This is a genomic window from Lacticaseibacillus boliensis (assembly GCF_054784775.1).
Genome location: NZ_BAAIHN010000018.1, coordinates 1 through 21,078, shown reverse-complemented (window position 1 = coordinate 21,078; position 21,078 = coordinate 1). Strand labels below are relative to the sequence as shown.

Below are 21,078 nucleotides of genomic sequence, written 5' to 3'. Positions count from 1 at the left end.
AGCGGCTTTGATTCTAGGCGGAAGCTCCTTGCGAAGCAAGAGCTGAAGCCGGCCGCATAGCGTCTCGCCATTGCCGCCGCAGCCCAGCGGCATCTACCATCCACCTCGAACCGCTCAGAAGCCGGCATCAGCTTCCGCCTGGTGCAGACCTTGTTGCGCCAACGCATGAGCGCCGTGGTTTTGGCGCTCGGGGATCCACTGGCAGATGACGGGATCGAAACGGTCGACCACCGTCATCAGCGCGGCCAGCTCGGCGGCGTAGTGCTTCGCGTAGCCTTTGTTCAGCGCGTCGATCACCAGCCGCGAATCGCTGCTGTAGCTCACCATGCCGTGCAAGTCCAATGCCACCAGCCGCTCGAAGCCGGCCTTGGCCGCCGCGAACTCGGCTTCGTGGTTGGACATGGCCGGTAAGGGGGCGTGGGTCTGGTCATGGACGCCAGGGGCGACGATCAAGATCCCGACACCGCCAATTCCATGGTTGCCTTTTGTTGCTGCATCTGTGTATAGTCGTATCATGAAACTATCTCCTAAAGGAAGTGACTCGTCGTTGCAACGCTTCTATTATCAGCCAGCATGGCTTGATTTTAGCATTTTTTGGGGTGGGATAGTGGCCGGATTGGGCTTGTGTATCATCATCCAGATGGAATTTGGCGCCTATGACAACCTGTATTGGCCGGCTGTCGGGCTAGGGGTGGCTTTGGTGCTCGTGGTCCTCAGGCAGATCACGAGCTTCAAGCTGAGCCTGAGCGCCACCCGGTTGACTTTGGGCCGATTTTTCGCCAGCAATCGCCTGTCGATGCCGCTTGCGGCCGTTACCGAAGCCAGTGCAACCGCACATTCTATTACCTTAACCACGAAATCGTATGGTAAAATTACTATTGTTCGCCTCGCACGCATGGCGCAATTGTTAACGGCGCTGAAACAAGCGAACATTCATGTCGCCACCACGCAGTCGTTACGTTCCTGAGTGAAGCGTTCACTCACGGGGTTTGAGGAAAGGAGCACTATATTGTCTGATATTGAAATTGCCCAAGCTAATGAAGCTTCCGAAATGAAGCCGATCACCGAAGTCGCTGCCACCGTGGGGTTGACCCCAGATGACCTCGAATTATACGGAAAGGCCAAAGCGAAGCTGAGTTATCCGACGCTACGCCGGCTTGCCGACAAGCCGCTTGGCAAGCTCGTGTTGGTCACATCGATCAACCCGACGCCGGCCGGAGAAGGCAAGTCGACGGTAACCATCGGCTTAGGCGACGCGTTGAACCTGCAACACCACAACGCCGTGATCGCGCTGCGGGAGCCGTCTTTGGGCCCGGTCATGGGCATGAAAGGCGGCGCCACAGGCGGCGGCTATTCTCAAGTCGTGCCGATGGAAGACATCAACTTACACTTCACCGGCGACATGCACGCGCTGACGACGGCCGTCGACACCTTGGCCGCCTTGATCGACAACCATTTGCAACAAGGTAACCAGCTCAACCTCGATCCCCGCCGGATCACCTGGAACCGGGTGCTGGATATCAACGACCGCGCCTTGCGTCACACGGTGATCGGCATCGGCGGCGCCACCAGCGGCGTCCCGCGGGAAAACTCGTTTGACATCACCGTGGCATCCGAATTGATGGCGGTGTTGTGTCTGGCCGAGAACATGCACGACCTCAAGGCCCGCATCGCCAACATCGTGATCGGGTATACTTACGATAAAAAGCCGGTGACCGTGGGCGACTTGGGCGTCACCGGGGCCATCGCGATGTTGCTCAAAGACGCCTTGAAGCCTAATTTGGTGCAGACGCTCGCCCACACGCCAACGCTGATCCACGGCGGCCCGTTTGCCAACATCGCGCATGGGTGCAATTCCGTTTTGGCGACCAAAACGGCGCTGCAGTTAGGCGACATCGCGCTGACCGAGGCCGGCTTCGGGGCCGATCTCGGTGGCGAGAAGTTCATGGATATCAAGTCTCCGGTTTTGGGCAAGACGCCTGATGCCGTTGTGATCGTGGCGACCGTGCGCGCGCTGAAGTATAACGGCGGTCAATCGCTCAAAGAATTGACGACCGAAGACCTCACCGCACTGAAGGCGGGCTTGCCTAACTTGCTGCGGCACATCCACAACATGCAAGAATACGGCCGGCCGGTGATCGTGGCGATCAACCGCTTCACCAGCGACACCGACGCGGAGATCCAGATGCTGATCGATGCCTGTGCCAAAGTCGACGTGCCTGCCGTGGCGGCCGATGTCTGGGGCCAAGGCGGCAAAGGGGCACTAGAACTGGCAGACGCGCTGGTTCAAGCCTTGCAGGCGCCAAGCACGTTCACGCCGTTGTACGACGTCAACGCAGACGTCAAGGCCAAGATCCAAACCATCGTCCAAAACATTTACGGTGGCGCCGACGTGGCTTACGACCACAAGGCAGAGCTGGCGTTGAAGACCATCGCCGCCAACGGCTGGGAACACCTGCCGATCTGCATGGCCAAGACCCAATACTCGCTGTCTGACGACCCCAAGGCACTGGGGGCGCCGACTGGCTTTACCATGCACGTGCGCGATATCATCCCAAAGCTCGGCGCCGGCTTCTTAGTCGTGATGACCGGCTCCGTCTTGACGATGCCCGGTTTGCCAAAGCGTCCGGCGGCCATGAACATGGATGTGTCTGACGACGGCGTGATTTCCGGGCTGTTCTAATGTCCGCTTGGCCCCACAACCCGCTGAGCGCCGCGCAACTGGCACAAGCAGAGGCGATGACGTTTGCCAATACGCAAGGGTTCATCCCAGGATTTGGCAACTTGAACCCGCGGCTGATCTTGGTGGGTGAGGCCCCGGGCGAAACCGAGGTCGCTGCCAAGCGGCCGTTCACCGGCAGGGCAGGCGCGAAGCTGGACTTGATGCTAGCCGCCTTGGGGCTGACGCGCGCAGACGTGTTTATCACCATGAGCTTCCACCGCCGGCCGATCCGGACAAAAAACGGCAAGCTCGCCAACCGCCCGCCGACGCAAGCGGAGCTGTTGGCAGAAGGCTGGCTACTCGACGCGGAACTCAACGCCTTGCCGCCGGTGCCGATCTTGGCGATGGGCAACACCGCCTTGGCGCGGCTAGATCACGGGCGGGTCAAAGACTTCCACGGCCAAACCCGCCAGATCCGCCGCCTGCAGGTGCAAGCCGGCGTTTTGGTGCCTGGGCCCAGCTGTTCATTGGCGGTGTGCGCACATCCGGCGGCGTTGTTGTATCGCCAGGCGACCCAAACGCAGACTCTTGATGATCTGCACCATATCAAACTCTTTTTGGAGGCTTCCTAATATTGTTGATTTATTTAATCTTTGCCGTTGCGCTGATCGCCTGCGACCAGCTGATCAAAGCCTGGGTGGTCGCGCATTTGGCGCTCGGGCAGACGATCAGTTTCATCCCCGGCGTGTTGAGCTTAACGCACATCAAAAACACCGGGGCGGCTTTTTCGATGCTGGAAGGCAAGCAGTGGTTCTTCTACATCATCACCGTGGTCGCCGTCGGGGTCGTGTTGTGGCTGTGGCGTGATTCCAAAGGCTACCGGGTTTACCGGCTGGGGCTGGTGTTTATCCTCGCCGGGGCGTTAGGCAATTTCATCGACCGCCTGCGCCAAGGCTTCGTCACCGACATGTTCCAGGTGGACTTCATGAATTTTGCCATCTTCAACTTCGCCGACGCGTGTTTGACCGTCGGGGTGGTGTTGGTGTTGATCCACCTGCTGTTTTTTGACGGCAAGAAGGCACGCCGATGAGCACATTCACGATCACGACCCAATCCGGGCGGCTGGATAAAGTCATTGCCGCCACGCTGCCAGACACCACGCGCTCCCAAGCGCAAAAATGGCTGGAACACGGCCATGTCACCGTCAACGGTGACCTCGCCCAGGCCAAATACAAGGTCCGCGCAGGCGACGTGGTGGCCGTCACCAAGCCCGAACCGATCCCGTTGGAAGCCAAGCCCGAAGCCATTCCGCTAGATATCGTCTATGAAGATGACGACGTGATCGTCGTCAACAAGCCTCAAGGCATGGTCGTCCATCCGGCGCCAGGGCATCCCGACCACACCTTGGTCAACGCGATCTTGGGGCACACAACGCTCACCGGCATCAACGATGTGTTGCGCCCGGGCATCGTCCACCGCATCGACAAAGACACCAGCGGCTTGTTGATGGTCGCCAAGACCCAGGCCGCCCAAGTCAGCCTGGCCGCGCAGCTGAAGGCCAAGACCTCCAGCCGCCAGTATCTGGCGATCGTCCACGGCAACTTCAAAGAAGACAGCGGCACGATCACGGCGCCGCTGGGTCGCGATCCCAAAAACCGCAAGAAACAAGCCGTCGTCGCCGGCGGCCGCAACGCGGTCACGCACTTCACGGTGGTGGAACGCTTCGGCAATTACACCTTGGTGCGCTGCGTCTTAGAAACCGGCCGCACCCACCAGATCCGGGTGCACATGGCGTATATCCACCATCCCGTCGCCGGCGACCCGCTTTACGCGCCTAAGCGCACGCTGCCGGGCAACGGCCAGTTTTTGCACGCGGAAACGCTCGGGTTCACCCATCCGGTGTCTGGCCAGTGGTGTGAGTTCCAGATCGACCCGCCAACAATTTTTCAAAAAACTTTGACCGATCTGCGTGCAGGCATTGACAAAACCCGCGTGATTCGATAAGCTTGTCACAACTTAACAAGCACCTTTAACCAAGTCCAGAGAGGCTTAGAAGGTATCGTTCCTGTTGCGACAGGAGAATGCTACGACTAAACACGGTCGCCTTCTAACCAAAACTGGCTGGAAGGCGATTTTTTTGTGCCTGGGTTGAAGGCTGACAACCAAAAGGAGAAGAGAATAATGGCAAAACAAGTCGTCGATGGGGTCACCATGCAGCGCGCAATCACCCGGATCACTTATGAGATCATCGAACAAAACAAGGATCTGAACGAATTGGTCATCGTGGGCATCAAAACCCGCGGGATCTATCTGGCCAACCGGATCGCCAAGCGCTTAAAGCAGCTGGAAGGTTTAGACGTGCCGGTCGGGGAATTGGACATTCGCATGTATCGCGACGATGTGCACAAGCTCGACCACAGCCTGACGCCAGACGTCGAAGGGGCTGACCTGCCGGTATCGATCACCGACAAGCACGTGATTTTGGTCGACGATGTGATCTTCACCGGCCGCACGATCCGCGCGGCGCTGGACGCCTTGATGGATCAAGGACGGCCAAACAAGATCAGCCTGGCGGTGTTAGTTGACCGCGGGCACCGCGAACTGCCGATCCGCCCAGACTTTGTCGGCAAGAACATTCCAACGGCGCTGTCTGAAGAGATCAACGTTGAAGTCTCCGAGCTCGACGGCGAAGACGGCATCAGTATTGCCAAGTTGGAGGCTTAAGATGGCCTACCACAATGATGACGCGATCTTAGACATTCACGACCGACCGGCGCTTTCCCACTGGTTTGGCCTGTCGATCCAGCATTTGTTCGCGATGTTTGGCTCCACCGTGTTGGTCCCGATCTTAGTCGGCCTCGATCCCAGCATCGCGCTGTTTTCAAGCGGCGTCGGGACGCTGATGTACATCTTGATCACCCGCGGCAAAATTCCGGCTTACATGGGCTCGAGTTTTTCCTTTATCACCGTCATGCAGGCCTTGATGAAAGGCGCCGGCTATCCGGCCATCGCCCAAGGCACCATCGCGGTAGGTTGCGTGTATCTGATTGTCGCTTTGATCGTCAACTTCGCCGGTTCCGCCTGGATCGATAAGGCCTTGCCGCCGATCGTCGTCGGCCCGATCGTCATGGTCATTGGATTGAGCCTAGCCGGTACTGCTGCGACCGACGCCACGATGCGCACGCTTGCCAACGGCACCAGCGTCTACGACCTCAAGTACTTCGCCGTCGCCATGGTGACGTTAGCGGCAACCATCATCTATAACATGTACCTGCGCAAATTCATTTCCTTACTGCCGATCTTGTTGGGGCTGGTCACCGGCTATCTGCTGGCGGTCATCGTCGGCATCGTCGACTTCGCCCCGGTGCAACAAGCCGCCTGGTTCTCGCTACCAAAATTCCAGATCCCAGGACTCACGTATCGTCCGAAATTATATCTTGATGCCATTTTATCCATGGCGCCGATCGCGTTTGTCACGATGACCGAACACATGGGGCACATCATGGTGCTGAACGAAATGACGCACCGCGACTTCTTCAAAGATCCTGGTTTGAACCACACCCTGGCAGGGGACGGCACGGCTTCGATCATCGCCGGTTTCGTCGGAGGCCCGCCAGTCACGTCTTACGGGGAAAACATCGGCGTCATGGCCATGACCAAGGTGCACAGCGTCTGGGTCATCGGCGGCGCCGCCGGCTTTGCGGTATTGTTCGCCTTCATCGGCAAGCTTTCCGCCTTGATTCGCACAATCCCAAGTCCGGTTATCGGCGGCATCAGCTTCTTGCTGTTCGGGGTCATTGCGTCTAACGGGCTGAAGGTCTTGATCGACAACAGGGTCGACTTCGGCAAAAAGCGTAACTTGATGATCGGCTCGACCATCTTGGTTATCGGCATCGGCAACGCGATGCTCAAACTCGGCAACTTCCAGTTTTCCGGGTTGGCACTTGCCACCGTCATCGGGATCTTCTTGAACTTTGTTTTACCGAAACATGCAGCCAACGAGGAGGCATAACCATGGCATTCACAGATTTCGTTTCAGCTAATCAAGTCACCCCGACACTCGCCAGTCAATTGATCGCGCGTGCTGAGGCTTTCAAGGCGGGGGCCGTTAGCGACTTGCCCATGCCGATCTATGCGGCGAATCTGTTTTTTGAACCTTCCACGCGTACCCACACCAGCTTCGAGATGGCAGAGCGGCGGCTGGGGATGACGGTGATGCCGTTTGATCCGCGCCAAAGCTCAGTCACCAAAGGCGAAACGCTCGCTGATACTTTGCGGACGCTGGCGGCGATCGGGGTTCAAGTGGCGGTCATTCGCCATCCGGTCAAATCCTATTACCAATCACTGTTGGCAGAACACCTGCCGCTACGCATCATCAATGCCGGCGACGGCGCGGGCCAGCATCCCAGCCAGATGATGCTGGATCTGATGACGATCCACGAAGAATTCGGCGGCTTCAAGGGCCTGAATATCGCAATCGTCGGGGACCTGACGCACTCACGGGTGGCGCGATCTGACATGCAGCTGCTGCACGAGTTGGGTGCCAACCTCACGTTTTCCGGGCCGAAAGCCTGGTACACCAAGGAATTTCAGAAGTACGGCCCGTACAAGCCACTGGCCGAGATCGTGCCGGAAGTCGACGTCTTGATGCTTTTGCGGGTGCAGTTTGAACGCCTGAGCGACGCGGAAAAAGCAGAGTTTTCCGAAGCCACCTACCACGAGCGCTTCGGCATGACCGACAAGCTGTATCCGAAGCTCAAAAAATCCGCCATCATCATGCACCCGGCGCCGGTCAACCGCGGCATCGAGCTGGCTGATGACCTGGTGGAATGCCCGCAGTCGCGAATCTTCACCCAGATGCACAACGGCGTCTTCATGCGCATGGCGATGCTCGAACTCGTCTGCGCCCAACCGATCCAAGAAGGGAGCTACCACCATGCACTTGCTCGTTAAGAACGCCCGTGTCGTCGGCCCGGAACCTTTTGTGGGGGATCTGTTGACGACCGATGACCGAATCGTCGCTGTCGGCAAAGACCTCAGCGCCCCGGCCAAAACCACGGTGATCGATGCCAAAGGCAAGACCTTGATCCCCGGGTTGGTCGATGTGCACGTGCACTTTCGCGAACCCGGCTTCACCGCCAAAGAAACCATCAAAACCGGCGCCCAGGCGGCAGCTCACGGCGGCTTCACCACCGTCGTCGCGATGCCGAACCTCGACCCAGTGCCGGATAACGTCGAAGATCTCACCGCGCTGATCGCCAAAAACCACCGCGATGCCCGGATCCATGTTCAGCAATTCGCCGCGATCACCAAAGGCCTGCATTCGCAGGATCGCCCGGATTATGCTGGCTTGAAACACGCAGGCGCGCTGGGCTTTTCCAACGACGGGGTCGGGGTCCAAGACGCGGCGACGATGTTTGCCGCCATGCAAGGCGCCGCGGCTGTGAATGCCCCGATCGTCGCGCATATCGAAGACGAAGGCTTCAAAAAAATGGGCGTCATGAACGCCGGCCCGTACGCGGATAAGCTGGGGCTGCCGGGCATGAGCAACCTCACCGAAACCGCGCAGCTGGCCCGGGACCTGGTGCTGGCAGAAGCGGCAGGCGTGCATTACCACGCTTGCCATGTCTCCACCGCCTTGTCTGTGCAGCTGATCCGCGAGGCCAAAGCCCGCGGCGTCAACGTCACCGCCGAAGTCAGCCCGCACCATTTGTTGCTGGCGGACAAAGACATTCCCGGCGATAACGCGATGTTCAAGATGAACCCGCCACTGCGCAGTGAAGCTGATCGCCAAGCGCTGATTGCCGGACTAGTCGACGGGACGCTGGATATGATCGCCACCGATCACGCCCCGCACACGGCCGCTGAAAAAACCGGCTCGATGAAAAAGGCGGCGTTTGGCATCGTCGGTAGCGAAACGGCGTTTGCCTTGTTGTACACGGCGTTTGTCGCCACCGGGAAGTGGACGCTGGACCAGCTGATCGCTTGGATGAGCACCAAGCCGGCCGAGGCCTTTAACTTGCCGGCAGGACATCTGCGTATCGGCGACGTCGCCGACTTCACGTTGGTCGACTTGAACCGCGACTATGTCATCGACCCGACCACTTGGTTTTCCAAAGGCCACAATAGTCCGTTCATCGGCCGCAAGGTCCAAGGGGCTGTGGTGACGACGGTCGCCGGCGGTCGCGTCGCCTACAAGGCATGAGCAAACAAGGAGGGGCAGTTAATTGAAACGCTATTTGATTCTTGAAGACGGCAGTGTTTTTGCAGGCGAAGGTTTTGGCGCCGAGTCCGTCACCACTGGCGAAATCGTGTTCAACACCGGCATGAGCGGCTACCAAGAGACGATCACTGACCAGAGCTATAACGGCCAGATCATCACCTTCACCTATCCTTTGATCGGCAACGTCGGCATTAACCGCGACGACTACGAAAGCATCAACCCGACGGCCAAAGGGGTCGTCGTGCGCGACCTGGCTCGAGTCACCGGCAACTGGCGCGCGCAGATGAGTCTCGATGAATTCTTGACTCGCAAGCACATTCCCGGCATCACCGGCATCGACACGCGGGCGCTGACCCGCGTCTTGCGCGAAGCCGGCACCATGAAGGCCAGCATCGTCGACGCCGCCGATGAGCACGCGTTCGACCAGCTGCGCGCCTTGGTCCTGCCGAAAAATCAGGTGCAGCAAGTCGCCACGCCACACGCTTATCCAGCGCCGGGCACCGGCCGCAACGTGGCGGTCGTCGACTTCGGGCTCAAGCACAGCATCTTGCGCGAGCTGGCCAAGCGCCAGTGCAACCTGACGATCTTGCCGCCAACCGTCACCGCCGCCGAGATCCTCGATCTGGATCCAGACGGCGTGATGCTGACCAACGGCCCTGGCGATCCCAAAGACGTGCCAGAAGCGCTGGACATGATCCGTGGCATCGAAGGTAAGATCCCGCTGTTTGGGATCTGCTTAGGCCACCAGCTGTTTGCGCTGGCCAACGGCGCCGACACCTTCAAGATGAAGTACGGCCACCGCGGCTTCAACCATCCGGTTCGCGAGATCGCCACCGGCCGCATCGACTTCACCAGCCAAAATCACGGCTATGCCGTCGATCCCGACAGCATCAACCCGGATCAATTGCTGGTCACCCATGAAGAAATCAACGACTACACCGTCGAAGGCCTCCGTCACCGCTTGTATCCGGCCTTTTCCGTCCAGTTTCACCCAGACGCCGCGCCGGGTCCGCACGATGCCGCGCACTTGTTCGACGAATTCATGGAAATGATGGATGCTTTCAACAATCGTCAAGGAAAGGAACTCACGCATGCCTAAACGCCAAGACATTCATAAAATCTTAGTCATCGGCTCCGGCCCGATCATCATTGGCCAAGCCGCAGAATTCGATTATTCAGGGACCCAAGCCTGTCTGGCGCTGAAAGAAGAAGGCTACGAAGTCGTCTTGGTGAACTCCAACCCCGCGACTATCATGACGGATAAGGAAATCGCCGACCAGGTTTACATCGAACCGCTGACCAAGGAATTCCTTAGCCAGATCCTGCGCAAGGAACTGCCTGACGCGATTCTGCCGACGATTGGCGGCCAGATCGGCCTGAACCTCGCCATGGAACTGGCCAACTCAGGGATCCTCGACGAGCTGCACATCGAACTGCTGGGCACCAAGTTGTCTGCGATCGACCAGGCCGAAGACCGCGAGCTCTTCAAGAACCTGATGCAGTCGCTCAACGAGCCGATCCCAGAATCGACGATCGCCCACAACTACGAAGAAGCGGAAGCCTTCGCCAACGAGATCGGCTTCCCCGTAATCGTGCGCCCGGCCTTCACCATGGGCGGCACCGGCGGCGGGATCGCCCGCAACAAAGCGGAGCTGGCGACGATCGTCGAGAACGGCTTGAACCTCAGCCCGGTCACCCAGTGCTTGATCGAACGCTCGATCGCCGGCTTCAAGGAAATCGAGTTTGAAGTCATGCGCGACGCCGCGGACAACGCGATGGTCGTCTGCAACATGGAAAACTTCGATCCCGTGGGCGTCCACACCGGCGACTCGGTGGTTTTCGCCCCGGTTCAGACCCTGACGGACAAAGAAGTTCAGATGTTGCGGGACGCCAGCCTGCGGATCATCCGCGCGCTGAAGATCGAAGGCGGCTGCAACGTGCAGCTGGCACTGGATCCCAATTCCTTCAAATATTATGTCATCGAAGTCAACCCGCGGGTCAGCCGCAGTTCCGCGCTGGCGTCTAAGGCCACAGGCTATCCGATCGCCAAGATGGCGGCCAAGATCGCCGTCGGCCTGACGCTTGACGAGATCAAAAACCCGATCACCGACGCGACTTACGCGGAATTCGAGCCGATGCTCGACTACGTAGTCGCCAAGATCCCGCGCTTTCCGTTTGATAAGTTTGAAAACGGGGACCGCACGCTGGGCACCCAGATGAAGGCCACCGGCGAAGTCATGGCGATCGGCCGTACGGCTGAAGAAGCCTTGCTCAAAGCCGTCCGCGGCCTGGAAGTCGGGGCCGTGCACCTGTGGCGCCAAGAAGATCAAGATTTCACCGACACCGAGCTGTCTGACAAGATCATCACGCCTAACGACATGCGCTTGTTTGCCATCGCTGAAGCGTTCCGCCGCGGTTACACGATCGAAGAGATCAGCGAGCTGTCCGGCATCAACGCCTTTTTCCTCGACAAGATCTTACACATCATCGAATTAGAAGGGGAACTGCGCGCCAACCGCGACGATGTCGACATGCTGCGCATCGCCAAGCGCAACGGCTTTGCCGATGAAACCATCGCCAAGCTCTGGCACGAATCCGCAGACGACATCCGCACTCTGCGCAAAGCCCAGGGCATCGTACCGGTATACAAGATGGTCGACACCTGCGCCGGGGAGTTCGAATCCACGACGCCGTATTTCTACAGCACCTACGAAACCGAGACGGAATCGCACCGCTCTGCGCGTGAAAGTGTGCTGGTCCTGGGGTCTGGCCCGATCCGTATCGGCCAAGGGGTCGAATTCGACTACGCGACGGTGCATTCCGTCAAGGCGATTCAAAAAGCCGGCTACGAAGCCATCATCATGAATTCCAATCCTGAAACCGTGTCGACAGACTTCTCGATTTCCGACAAGCTGTACTTCGAGCCGCTGACGACCGAAGATGTGCTGAACGTCATCGACCTGGAACAACCCAAAGGCGTCATCGTTCAGTTCGGCGGCCAAACCGCCATCAACCTGGCGGCGCCGCTGGCCGCTCACGGTGTGAAGATCTTGGGTACCAGCCTTGACGACCTCGATGCCGCCGAAGACCGCGACCGCTTCGATGAAATCATTAACGATCTGAAGATCCCACAACCCGTCGGCGGCACCGCCACCGACAAGGCCGGCGCCTTGAAGATCGGCAACCAGATCGGCTACCCGGTCTTGGTCCGCCCAAGCTACGTGCTCGGCGGCCGAGCGATGGAAATCGTCCATTCCGAAGACGAACTGGCCAACTACATCGACCGGGCCGTGTCGGTTTCCAACGACCATCCCGTCTTGGTCGACCAGTACTTGGTGGGCACCGAGTGTGAAGTCGATGCGATCACCGACGGCACCACCGTTGTGATCCCAGGCATCATGGAACACATCGAGCGTGCCGGCGTCCACTCAGGGGATTCGATGGCGGTATATCCACCGCAAGATTTCTCTGATGACGTCAAGCATCAGATCGAACAATACACCGTTGCACTGGCGCACGCCTTGCACTGCATCGGGATCATGAACATCCAGTTCATCGTCCACGAGCAGCAGGTTTACGTCATCGAGGTCAACCCGCGTGCCAGCCGGACCGTGCCGTTTTTGAGCAAAGTCACCGGCGTGTCGATGGCACAAGTCGCCACCCAAGCGATCTTAGGCATGGATCTGGCCAAGCTGGGCTACACCACCGGCATCTTGCCGGTCCGCCCAGGCGTGCACGTCAAGGCACCGGTCTTCTCCTTCTCCAAGCTCAACGCCGTGGATTCCTTGCTCGGCCCTGAGATGAAGTCCACCGGGGAAGTCATGGGCAGCGATGCGACATTGGAAAAGGCGCTGTATAAGGCCTTCGAAGCCAGTCACACGCACCTGCCAAGCTACGGCACCGCGCTGTTCACCGTCGCCGACAGCGACAAGCAAGAAGCGGTGGCCTTGGCCAAGCGCTTCCGCGAAGTCGGCTACCAGATCGTCGCGACCGCCGGAACTGCGAAGGCACTCGAAGCGGCCGGCATCACGGTCACCACGATCTCCAAGCTCGGCGAAAGCGGCAAAACTGCGATCTTAGACGCGATTGCGGATCAGAAGTTGCAACTGGTCATCAACACGACCAGTGCAGATCGGGCGACGACCAGCGACGGCTACCGCATCCGCCAAGCCGCGATCATGCATGGCGTGCCGCTGATGACCAGCCTCGATACCGCTAACGCGATCGTGTCTGTGCTCGAATCCCGCGCCTTCACGACCACCGCTTTGTAGTCCTCAAAACGTCAGACGCTGTCTGGCGTTTTTGTCAGGCACCGGGTGGGCGGCCGGGTGTGGGCGAAAGCGACTCCAGCAGGATCGTTCTGTCGTGGAGAGGGTGCTCGATGGAGCTAACTTCGTCTTCGACGAAGTGGATCTCCACCTGCGCCTGGCTGTAGGCGACAAGTCGCCAGCAGCCATCTCACCACGTCAGATCGACCTGCTTCCGGCGCTTTCGCCCACACCCTGGATGGCTGCGTAGCTGGACAGGTTGAGAGCAGTGTAAAACGAGCTGTTGGTAGACGATAATGCTATCGTATTGAATCTGTAGGTTAAACCGCCATTGGGTGACGTATTTCATCATCTAGATGGATGAGATTCAACCCGAGATGCAATCCTCCAGACCACGATCGTTGAGAGAACCTATTTTCAAGAAGGAGTCAACATGCAACCAATTATCGCTTTAGATTTTCCCACTGGGCAAGATGCCGCCGATTTCGTTGCCGGTTTTGACGCCAGCGAGCCGCTGTTTGTCAAAGTGGGCATGGAGCTGTTTTACGCGGAAGGGCCGCGCATTTTGCAGCGGCTGCAGGCGCAACGGCAACTGAACATTTTCTTGGACTTGAAGCTTCACGACATCCCCCACACCGTTGAAAAAGCGGCGTATCAGCTGGGCCGACTTGGGGTGACGCTGACCACCGCGCATGCCGCTGGCGGTAGCGAGATGCTGGCGGCCGCCAAGCGCGGGTTGCTGGCTGGGGCCAAAGACGCCGGGGTGTTGCCGCCGCGGTTGTTGGCGATCACGCAGCTGACATCGACTGACACGCAAATGTTGCATTCGGAGTTGCAGATCCCCGGTGCCGTGCAAGATTCCGTCCAACACCTAGCGACGCTCGCGCAGGCCGCCGGCGCCGACGGGGTCGTGGCCAGCGCCCAAGAAGCACAAGCCATTCGCCAAGTCGTCCGGCCCGATTTTCTCATCATCACCCCGGGCATCCGCCCACAAGGCAGTGCCGTTGGCGATCAAAAGCGCGTCGTGACGCCGGGCCAGGCACGACAGCTCGGGAGTTCTGGGATCGTTGTCGGGCGTCCGATCACCCAAGCGCAAGACCCAATCGTCGCTTATCATCAAATTCTGACTGAATGGAGTAATTCCAATGACTGAATTAGAAACCCAAATCGCGCAAGACCTGTTAACCATCGGTGCTGTGACCTTACGTCCAAACGATCCGTTCACTTGGGCGTCGGGGATCCATTCGCCGATCTACACCGACAACCGGATCACCATCAGCTACCCAGAGGTGCGCGATCGTATCGCTGACGGGCTGGCCAAGGTGATTAAAACGCGCTTCCCAGATGTCGAAGCGATTGGTGGGGTCGCCACCGCCGGCATTCCGCACGCGGCGCTGGTCGCAGATCGGCTGCACCTGCCGATGGCGTATGTCCGCAGTAAGCCCAAAGATCACGGCCAAGGCCGCCAAGTCGAAGGGCGGCTGGTCGAAGGCGCCAAGCTGGTGCTGATCGATGATCTGCTGAGTACCGGCGGCTCGGTGTTGCAAGCCGCCGAAGCCGCCAAGCGTGAAGACATCGATGTCATCGGTGTCGCCGCAATCTTCAGCTACCAGCTGCCTGCCGCAGACACCAACTTCGCCGCTGCGAAAATGCCGTTTGCCACGCTGACCAACTACACGGCGCTGATCGAAGCCGCCAAAGCCAAGGGTCAGATCGATGCCGCTGAGCTGGCGTTATTGCACGCCTGGCGCAAGGATCCTGAACACTGGCAAGCATAAGCAAATACCGGTTCTCCGAATTGGTTGTCATCGGGGGTCTGTTTTTGATTTAGGCGTGCAGTATACTGGAAGCATCAGAACGGAGGCCGAGAGAATGGCATGGACGATCGATAAAACGATCGAAGGTGAATTGCTCACCACTGAGATCAGGTTCAAGAATACCAAACATAGCGACAAACTCTGGCAAGAGCGGCTAGACCCGCTGCTTACCCGCATTGCGGCAGAAGACACGCTGGCGATTTTGCGCGCAGATCCGGCGATCCAAGCGACCAAGGCCGGCTACAAGCATGTCGGCAAGGATCCCAGTCGCTACCGGCCATCGAGTGACAGCCTCTGGCGGCGGGCGATCAAAGGCAAGGGGCTTTATCAGGTCAACACGCTGGTCGACCTCAACAACGACTTATCGCTGCGCTTTCACCTGCCGTTGGGGAGCTATGACCTCGAGCAGCTGCAGCCGCCGCTGGCCTATACGGTGGCGCCTGCTGGGGCGACTTATCCCGGTATCGGCAAGGCCGCGATCGATTTAGGCAATGGGTTGGCGTTGCAAGACCAGCAAGGCTTTTTCGGCAGTCCGACCGCAGACTCGACGCGGGCAATGATCACAGAAGCCACGACGCACGCCTTAGTTGTTGTCTACGCATTCGGGAATGTCGATGAAGCGGCGATCCAGGCGACCGTCGCAACTTCCTGCCAGGAATATCTCGACGACTGCACCGTCGTTGCTCAAGAAATCGTGAAACCCGGCTGAGGCCAGAAAGTGACCGTCAGCGTTCCAGTAGCGTCTTGGCATTGGTTGTCAGGATCGCGTGCTTCAGCTCTGGCGTCAAGATCTCTGCGCCGCTCATCATCTGCACGACCATATCCAGCAATGTCGGGATCTGGGCGAATTTTTTGTGTTTTTCGTAGAAGTGGTCGAAGTGTTGGGCGGTCTTCACCAGCTTGATTTTTTGGGTGGCCTTTTTGTCATCTGCATTCACGATGATGCTGAGTAGCTGGCTAGACAGCCGACTGTTGGTGTAGGGGATGTCGCTGCCGTAGAGAAGGTGGTGTTCATCTGCGAGCGTCATCAGCATCGGTAGCTGACGCGGAAAAACCGCACCGGCCGTATCAAAGTAAACGTGTTTCATCGCCGCAAACATATCCGCGTGGTATTGGGCCTTCACAAAGGTCTCGTCACGATCGGCAAGGATCCCAAGAAAAGCCCCTGCGTGTGGCACGATCAACTTGATGTCCGGGAAGCGATCAAAGAAATGATACTGCAACAGGTTCATAAAGGTCATGGTCGTGTCGATGAAAAAGCCCATCAGCGGTGTCGGCATATCAATGTTGACGTTTTGCGGCAAAGCCGCTGGTTGATTGGGATGCATCGCCACGATGGCCTTGGCCGCATTCAGCTGGGAATAGACTTCATCAAAAATCGGCGAGCCAAAATAGATCCCGCGGGTGTTGGTTGGGACCGTGAAGCCGCGAGCCTGATGCGCCAGCGCCCAGTTGATTTCAGCCACCGCGTCGTTGACATAAGGCAGCGGTAGCGAGGCGAGGTAGCCGAGTTGCGTCGGGTGCTCGCGTGCAAGTTGTTCGCCGGCTTCGTTTGATTTGCGGGCGATCTCCAAGGTCTCTTGCTTGTCGCCAAAGTTGAAGTGTGGTGAAGACAACGAAAGTAGCGAGTAACTGATGTTATTTTTGACCATGAACGCCAGCGTCGTCTCGGGCTGCCATTCGGGGGTCGGCCAGCCGTCGGGATTTCCCGGAATGTGGCGGGCCAGTGCGTCTGTGTAAACTTTGGGTAGATAGTGCGTGTGTACATCGATAATGCCGTCCATCAAAACGCCTCCTATAGGTAATCGACACCGTGTCGGTTGCACGTTTATCTTAGGCTGGTTTGTTGGTAGCGACAATCATCAAAATTTTGGAAAGTGTTGAGTTTACTGTCATGATCAATGCAGAAAAATAAGAGTCAAAGAAAATCATTGCGACAGAAGTGCGCATCAAAGCCAGTTTCATCGCGTTGTTACAGACCGAATCTTTTGAGAAGCTTTCGGTGAGCGCCATTGCCAAGACAGCAGGAATCAATCGCGGCACCTTCTATTTACACTACGTCGACAAATACGCCTTGCTCGAGCATTATGAAGACCGGCTGACCACTCAAGTTGAACAGCTTTTCCGAGACGAATTCGATGAAACCATGCACTATCAGGATGTGCAGACTGACGCCGTGGCGACCTATCCGGTGGTCCGCGACGTGGTAGATTTCGTTGCGTCAGAATTCGACCTCTTCAAGGTCCTATTTGGCCCGACTGGGGATCCAAGACTTGAGTCGAAGCTGAAGACGATCGTCCGCACCGCGATTGCCGAACGGCTTGAAGCGCTCAAAGGCGAGCTGACCATGACGCCAGCTATTCCATCAGATTACGCATGGGAATTAGTCATTTCCGGTTTGTTCAGCATCATCAAAACGTGGCTTGAGTCGTCGGCACCAATGAGGCCCGAGGAAGTGTGTGCAATCATCATGAAGACGCGTTTCTTAAGTCCGTATGATCTTTTGGGTCTCAGGGAATAATGGTGATTTTCCGCTAAAACCAAAGCTCAGCGATTTGACGGCTGGGCAGCTCTTAGGCCATAAAATTCGTGTCGTTAAAACATCAAAGTGATATTGATCGAACCCAGCGGCTCCCGGACGGATTGGGCGGGGCGCTCATCGGCCAAGAAGTTGCCGCAGATCCCGGACTACAAGCAGTTTGCCCCGGCTATCAAAGGCGGCGCACAAGGCGCGCACCACGAACCCGGCGATCCCGACAAGGCGGCAGAGATCATTTACGATCAAGTCACCAACCACGTTGACAACCTGCCACTGCGTCTGCCGCTGGGCAAGTCAGCCAGCAATATCGCCATCAAGAAGTATCGCGATAACTTGGCGGTGTTTGAGAAGCTGCATGATCTGTCTGTTTCTGCGGATCGGCCGGAAAAGTAAAATGAAGGGCGCTGGCGTGGATGCCGGCGCCTTTTTAAGCTTCGACAACGATAACGACGATCCGATCCTGGCAAGTTTTCCGGCAGGACCAGACCATCTCGATGAATATCGGCCAAAAATATGAGAAGCGGGGCCCACGGCATTTGCCAATGCCATCTTCACGCAAAAAAGCACGCCAGTCATCTTTTCAGACAACTTGCGTGCCAGGATCGAGGGACTTACTTCAGTTCGCGTTTGATATATTCTTCAATCGTCGTTGGCTTGCGGCCTAACAACATCTCTAAGACCAGCGGATTACCATCCAGTCCCCAGTTGGTGTAAGTATCCGCCAGGTGCTCGAAGCAGGCTCGGGTATACAGATCATTGATGTGATTCTGGTTCAGGAAGTCTTCGATATCGATATGCGTGGCCTTGGTGTGTTCACCGGTGAGCTGATTGTAGATGTTCACCAAATCCACCGGGGTGTAGGTCTTCTTGGTGCCGACCAACTCGAAGGTGCCTTTGTCGTACTTATCCGGATCTTTGGCCACTTTGGCCGCAACTTCGCCGACGTCTAAGGGATCAACGTAGCACAGCTTGCCGTCGTTGGTATAGAAGTTCTCGTACTTGCCGGTCTTGTGGACTTCTTTTGGCCGGAAGTTATGCATATAGTGCATCGGCTGCAAGATCGTGTAAGGTAGTTGCGTCTTCATGCCGGTGTAGACCAAGTGTTCTTCGATGTCGCGCTTAGCCTTATGCTGCAAGAGCGTGGTCAGAATCGAGTGGGTCACAGTGATCAAAATGAATTGCTTGACGCCGTTTTTGACACTCGAATCGATCAGCTGGTTGCCGATCATCGTCTCTTCCGCCTGGAACAATGGCGGAATGAAAACGACCTGGTCGCTGGCCTTGGTGATTTGATCGATCAAAGTCATGTCAGCGAGATCGCCGACAAACGACTGCTTGATGCCAGGCAGATCCTTGACTGCTGGGTTGATGTCGGCGGCGCCGAATTCAAACCCTCGCGGCCAACAAAGCTTTCACCACATAACTGCCTGCGTGTCCGGCAGCAGAAGTAACCGTAATCATATTTTAAGACGTTCCTTTCGTTTAGTGAAGCATTACCACGGCACGATGCCGTCATCTTCGGTGAAGGTACCGTTTAAGTTGTTGTCAGGAGACAAGGCCAGCTCGATGGTGCGTGCGGCACCTTGGTCGACGGATTTGGCACCATGCTTGGCGAATTCTTCCTTGTCGACCAAGTCGGTGGCGGTCATGCCAGGGTTGACCGAGTTGGCAGTGATATTCGTGCCTTTGAGCTCTTTGGCATAAGCGATGGTCATTGCGTTCAGCGCAGTCTTTGAAGCCTGATACGGGAAGGCTACGATCTTGGAGAACATCGACGTCGGATCCGTTGCCAGGCCCAGGGAACCCATGTCGCTGGTGATGGTGATGATCTTGCCGAACGGGGCTTTCTTCAACAACGGGATCGCGGCTTTGGTCATCGCGGCGGTACCGAAGAAGTTGGTTTCAAAAACCTTGCGCAGATCGTCTTCAGACGTTTCAGAAGGCATCACGCCTTGAGGACCGGAGATCCCGGCGTTGTTGATCAAAATATTGAGGTAGCCGTATTTATCATCGATCGCCTTGATGGTCTCATCGATCGAATCCCGGTCGGTGATGTCACAGTGCACCAAGGTGACGTCCAAGCCTTGGTCTTGCAGCTTCTTGGCAGATTCTTGGCCCAGCTTCATGTCATAAGCACCCATGAAGACATGCTGGCCATGTTCACTCAAAGTCTTTGCGTGGACAAACCCCATCCCACGTTCAGCACCAGTAATCAACGTTACAACTTCACTCTTATCACTCATATCGTGTGGTCTCCTTTAATGGTAATGCGATTAGGACATAACATTAAGAAACAGCAGATTATTTTTCCGTCTCTTCGACACTAATTGCCGGCTTGATGCCTGCAGCGACCAGTTGCCGCGCACACCAGTTGGCTACGCTGCGCGGCTTGTGGTCCAGTAGCGACAGCAATTGCTTGTTGTTGCCGGCCCAGCCCCACTTGTTGTAAGACTTGCGTAAGGCATAGAAGCATTCGGTGGCAAAACTGTCCTTGCCAGCGAAATAATCCGGCCAGTACTTGATCAGCTGATCTTCCGGCACGGAAATCGGCGTGATGGTCTTTCCTGAAACTTTGCTCATCACTGCAGCAACTTCGCGTGGCGTCATCGTCTCGTTGCTGCAGGTGTAGATGGCGTACTTATAGCCGTCTTCTGTCAGCATCTTGGCGGCACAATCGGCAACGTCTAATGGGTCGACCCATGAAACGACTTTGTCGATGTCGCACATGCTTGGATATTCACCCATGTCATAGAACATCTTCATGAAAATGTTTTGATGATAGGTAGATGGCCGCAGCACGGACCAGTCTAAGTCGGTTTCGGCACCGCGATAAAGCAAGTAGCGCTCGTCGGCCGCCTTCATCCGGTGTTGCAACAAGGTATCCATGTTCGGATACATGCAAGACAGATAGACGTATTTCTTGACCTTGGCGTCGATGGCGGCATCGATGGCGATGCGGCCCATCTTGGCTTCTTGATAGGTGAATTGCGGCGGAATGTAAAGCACCCGATCGCAACCCTTCATGGCCTGGGCCACAAACTTTGGATCACGGCTGTCACCGACCATGGTCTCTTTGACGCCTTGTTGTTCAAGATGATCGATGCAGGAATCTCCTGATTTCAATGAGGAGAGGAATGCAAGTCACTGCCAAGCAATTGAAGGAAAAGACTGTGTCTTGATATTAGAACGTATGTTTGGTATAATTGAAGCATCCATCGGAGGTGAGATTATGCCTAAACCCAACGCGTTATCCATGGCGGAACTCCCATATCACTTTGGGGTACGTGTCCGCGTTTATCCATCTACTGAACAAAAACGCCTCATCAAACGTAATAGTGATGCTAGTAGATTCATCTACAACGAGATGGTGGCGATGAATCGCGAGTTGTTTGCTTTACGTCAGGTGAAGTGTCCTATCAGTCTCATTACGCGGCGGATTGCTACACTACAAGAACGCCTAAAGCATCCAGCCAGTGGCATCAGTAACATTCACGGTTGGCTGAATCATCCTGATTTTGATGCTGACATGAAGGCCAATGCGGTCAAAAATTACCGAGTGGCTTGGAAGC

Annotated in this window: 22 protein-coding genes; 17 read left to right on the top strand and 5 right to left on the bottom strand. The window is 56.8% G+C overall.

Going from position 1 to position 21,078, the window contains the following annotated elements; genetic code table 11:
* Positions 1-114: 114 nt before the first annotated feature.
* Positions 115-516 (bottom strand): ribonuclease HI family protein, encoded by a 402-nt coding sequence (locus tag ACYVRB_RS08575; protein WP_461214769.1) that lies wholly within the window; start codon positions 514-516, stop codon positions 115-117.
* A 31-nt stretch (positions 517-547) separates the two neighbouring features.
* Between ACYVRB_RS08575 and ACYVRB_RS08570 the strand changes: the two genes are divergently transcribed.
* From ACYVRB_RS08570 to ACYVRB_RS08505, 14 genes are all read left to right on the top strand, one after another.
* Positions 548-967 (top strand): hypothetical protein, encoded by a 420-nt coding sequence (locus tag ACYVRB_RS08570; RefSeq protein WP_461214768.1) that lies wholly within the window; start codon positions 548-550, stop codon positions 965-967.
* Between the two features lie 42 nt (positions 968-1,009).
* Positions 1,010-2,683 (top strand): formate--tetrahydrofolate ligase, encoded by a 1,674-nt coding sequence (locus ACYVRB_RS08565; protein ID WP_461214766.1) that lies wholly within the window; start codon positions 1,010-1,012, stop codon positions 2,681-2,683.
* Positions 2,683-3,294, top strand: a complete 612-nt coding sequence (locus ACYVRB_RS08560) for a uracil-DNA glycosylase (protein WP_461214765.1) — start codon at positions 2,683-2,685, stop codon at positions 3,292-3,294. The genes ACYVRB_RS08565 and ACYVRB_RS08560 overlap by 1 nt, the downstream gene beginning before the upstream one ends.
* 2 nt (positions 3,295-3,296) lie before the next feature.
* Positions 3,297-3,752: a signal peptidase II gene (lspA, locus tag ACYVRB_RS08555; RefSeq protein WP_461214764.1), complete on the top strand. Its 456-nt coding sequence runs from the start codon at positions 3,297-3,299 to the stop codon at positions 3,750-3,752.
* Positions 3,749-4,666, top strand: a complete 918-nt coding sequence (locus ACYVRB_RS08550) for an RluA family pseudouridine synthase (protein ID WP_461214762.1) — start codon at positions 3,749-3,751, stop codon at positions 4,664-4,666. The genes lspA and ACYVRB_RS08550 overlap by 4 nt, the downstream gene beginning before the upstream one ends.
* A 177-nt stretch (positions 4,667-4,843) precedes the next feature.
* Entirely contained in the window at positions 4,844-5,386 is a 543-nt protein-coding gene (gene pyrR / locus ACYVRB_RS08545) for a bifunctional pyr operon transcriptional regulator/uracil phosphoribosyltransferase PyrR (RefSeq protein WP_461214760.1), read from the top strand.
* A gap of 1 nt (position 5,387) precedes the next feature.
* Entirely contained in the window at positions 5,388-6,674 is a 1,287-nt protein-coding gene (locus tag ACYVRB_RS08540) for a solute carrier family 23 protein (RefSeq protein WP_461214758.1), read from the top strand.
* Between the two features lie 2 nt (positions 6,675-6,676).
* On the top strand, positions 6,677-7,615 hold the full coding sequence (locus tag ACYVRB_RS08535) for an aspartate carbamoyltransferase catalytic subunit (RefSeq protein ID WP_461214756.1): 939 nt from the start codon (positions 6,677-6,679) through the stop codon (positions 7,613-7,615).
* Positions 7,605-8,867 (top strand): dihydroorotase, encoded by a 1,263-nt coding sequence (locus ACYVRB_RS08530; protein ID WP_461214830.1) that lies wholly within the window; start codon positions 7,605-7,607, stop codon positions 8,865-8,867. The genes ACYVRB_RS08535 and ACYVRB_RS08530 overlap by 11 nt, the downstream gene beginning before the upstream one ends.
* Positions 8,868-8,889: 22 nt before the next feature.
* Positions 8,890-9,984 carry a carbamoyl phosphate synthase small subunit gene (locus ACYVRB_RS08525; RefSeq protein WP_461214754.1) on the top strand — a complete coding sequence of 365 codons (1,095 nt, stop codon included), beginning with the start codon at positions 8,890-8,892 and terminating at the stop codon, positions 9,982-9,984.
* Entirely contained in the window at positions 9,977-13,156 is a 3,180-nt protein-coding gene (gene carB / locus ACYVRB_RS08520; RefSeq protein ID WP_461214753.1) for a carbamoyl-phosphate synthase large subunit, read from the top strand. Before ACYVRB_RS08525 ends, carB begins: the two co-directional genes overlap by 8 nt.
* 430 nt (positions 13,157-13,586) lie before the next feature.
* Positions 13,587-14,306, top strand: a complete 720-nt coding sequence (gene pyrF / locus ACYVRB_RS08515) for an orotidine-5'-phosphate decarboxylase (RefSeq protein ID WP_461214751.1) — start codon at positions 13,587-13,589, stop codon at positions 14,304-14,306.
* Positions 14,299-14,931, top strand: coding sequence for an orotate phosphoribosyltransferase (gene pyrE, locus ACYVRB_RS08510; RefSeq protein WP_461214749.1), 633 nt, complete (start codon positions 14,299-14,301; stop codon positions 14,929-14,931). Before pyrF ends, pyrE begins: the two co-directional genes overlap by 8 nt.
* 94 nt (positions 14,932-15,025) lie before the next feature.
* Positions 15,026-15,679, top strand: coding sequence for a B3/B4 domain-containing protein (locus ACYVRB_RS08505; protein WP_461214747.1), 654 nt, complete (start codon positions 15,026-15,028; stop codon positions 15,677-15,679).
* 16 nt (positions 15,680-15,695) lie between these two features.
* On the opposite strand, the gene ACYVRB_RS08500 is transcribed toward ACYVRB_RS08505, so the two are convergent.
* Positions 15,696-16,754 (bottom strand): amidohydrolase family protein, encoded by a 1,059-nt coding sequence (locus tag ACYVRB_RS08500; protein WP_461214746.1) that lies wholly within the window; start codon positions 16,752-16,754, stop codon positions 15,696-15,698.
* A gap of 158 nt (positions 16,755-16,912) precedes the next feature.
* On the opposite strand from ACYVRB_RS08500, the gene ACYVRB_RS08495 reads away from it, so the two are divergent.
* A complete protein-coding gene (locus ACYVRB_RS08495) occupies positions 16,913-17,491 on the top strand; it encodes a TetR/AcrR family transcriptional regulator C-terminal domain-containing protein (protein WP_461214745.1) in 579 nt (192 codons plus the stop codon).
* Between the two features lie 87 nt (positions 17,492-17,578).
* Complete coding sequence (locus tag ACYVRB_RS08490) at positions 17,579-17,902, top strand: Rossmann-fold NAD(P)-binding domain-containing protein (RefSeq protein WP_461214743.1); 324 nt, start codon at positions 17,579-17,581, stop codon at positions 17,900-17,902.
* Positions 17,903-18,120: 218 nt separating this feature from the next.
* Here the strand turns inward: ACYVRB_RS08490 and ACYVRB_RS08485 are convergent, their stop codons facing one another.
* The 3 genes from ACYVRB_RS08485 to ACYVRB_RS08475 all read right to left on the bottom strand — a co-directional run bounded on the left by ACYVRB_RS08485 (position 18,121) and on the right by ACYVRB_RS08475 (position 20,632).
* Positions 18,121-18,816, bottom strand: a complete 696-nt coding sequence (locus ACYVRB_RS08485; protein WP_461214742.1) for an NmrA family NAD(P)-binding protein — start codon at positions 18,814-18,816, stop codon at positions 18,121-18,123.
* A 186-nt stretch (positions 18,817-19,002) separates the two neighbouring features.
* Positions 19,003-19,752, bottom strand: a complete 750-nt coding sequence (locus tag ACYVRB_RS08480) for an SDR family NAD(P)-dependent oxidoreductase (RefSeq protein WP_461214741.1) — start codon at positions 19,750-19,752, stop codon at positions 19,003-19,005.
* Positions 19,753-19,810: 58 nt separating this feature from the next.
* Positions 19,811-20,632 carry an SDR family oxidoreductase gene (locus ACYVRB_RS08475; RefSeq protein ID WP_461214740.1) on the bottom strand — a complete coding sequence of 274 codons (822 nt, stop codon included), beginning with the start codon at positions 20,630-20,632 and terminating at the stop codon, positions 19,811-19,813.
* Between the two features lie 106 nt (positions 20,633-20,738).
* Here ACYVRB_RS08475 and ACYVRB_RS08470 point away from each other — a divergent pair.
* Positions 20,739-21,078 (top strand): helix-turn-helix domain-containing protein (locus tag ACYVRB_RS08470; protein WP_461214738.1); only part of this gene is annotated, 340 nt, incomplete at its 3' end.